This is a genomic window from Sphingomonas yabuuchiae (assembly GCF_001477495.1).
GTDB classification, from domain to species: Bacteria; Pseudomonadota; Alphaproteobacteria; order Sphingomonadales; family Sphingomonadaceae; genus Sphingomonas; species Sphingomonas yabuuchiae_A.
This window is the reverse complement of record NZ_LDTF01000163.1, coordinates 1-1,185: the sequence shown is the minus strand read 5'-3', so window position 1 is coordinate 1,185 and position 1,185 is coordinate 1. Positions and strand designations below refer to the sequence as shown.

The 1,185-nt window shown below is 65.4% G+C and carries 1 protein-coding gene; it reads left to right on the top strand.

The genetic code is table 11. The annotated features are described in order from the left end of the window. Positions 1–29: 29 nt before the first annotated feature. Positions 30–1,159, top strand: a protein-coding gene (locus NS355_RS17865; protein WP_153008289.1) for an IS3 family transposase whose coding sequence is annotated in 2 segments (ribosomal slippage) — positions 30–282 and positions 282–1,159 — 1,131 coding nt in all. Because the reading frame shifts where the segments join, the coding sequence is not laid out codon by codon here. Positions 1,160–1,185 lie beyond the last annotated feature (26 nt).

The window sequence follows — 1,185 nt, the reverse complement described above, 5'->3', positions numbered from 1 at the left end:
CTAGAGTCCGGCTTCGTGAGGAGACGGACGTGAAGAAGACGAGGTTCAGCGAGGAGCAGATCATCGCGGTGCTGCGCGAGCAGGAGGGCGGGATGAAGACCGCCGATGTGTGTCGTAAGCACGGCATCAGCAGCGCGACGCTGTACGCGTGGAAGGCGAAGTATGGCGGCATGGACGTGTCGCAGGCACGCAAGCTGAAGGTGCTCGAGGAGGAGAACGGCCGGCTCAAACGGCTGCTGGCCGATGCCATGCTCGACAACGCCGTGCTGAAGGAGGTGGCGGGAAAAAACTGGTGAAGCCCGCCGCTCAGCGGAAAGCTGTCGAGCACGCTCGACAGCTGTTCGGCATCAGCGAGCGTCGGGCCTGTACGATCTTCGGCGTGGACAGGACGTCGGTGCGCTACGCGCCCCGGCGTAGTGATGATGGCGACCTGCGGTCGCGGTTACAGGAGATCGCGGCGGAGCGTCGCCGCTTCGGCTATCGGCGGCTGGGGATCATGCTGGCCCGTGAGGGGCTGGTCATGAACCACAAGAAGCTGCTGCGGCTATATCGCGAGGAGAACCTGCGGGTCAGGCGCCGGCGCGGTCGCAAACGAGCCATGGGCACCCGAGCGCCCATGGCGCTGCCGCAAGGTCCAAACCAGCGCTGGAGCCTCGACTTCGTGAGCGATACGCTGATCAGCGGCCGTCGCATCCGCATCCTGGCGGTGGTCGACGACTTCACGCGGGAATGCCTGGCGCTGGTGGCCGACACCTCGCTGTCAGGCGCGCGTGTCGCTCGTGAGCTCGACGCCATCATCGCCGTCCGAGGCGGACCGCCGCTGATGATCGTCAGCGACAACGGCACCGAACTGACCAGCTTGGCGATCCTGAGATCGACGCAAGGGCGCCCCATCGAGTGGCACTACATCGCACCGGGCAAGCCGCAGCAGAACGGCTATGTCGAGAGCTTCAACGGACGCCTGCGCGACGAATGCCTCAACGAGACGCTGTTCGTGTCGCTTGGCCATGCCCGCTCGGTGCTGCGGCTATGGCGCGACGACTACAACCATGTGCGCCCGCATAGTGGTGTTGGCGGGCTGACGCCCGCCGATGCTGCCAGGCGGGTTGTGCAACACCGCCCCGAGGGGCACCATACCAACCCCGGACTCCAGTTATGACTGGTAGAGCTTTGGGGAGCACGTCA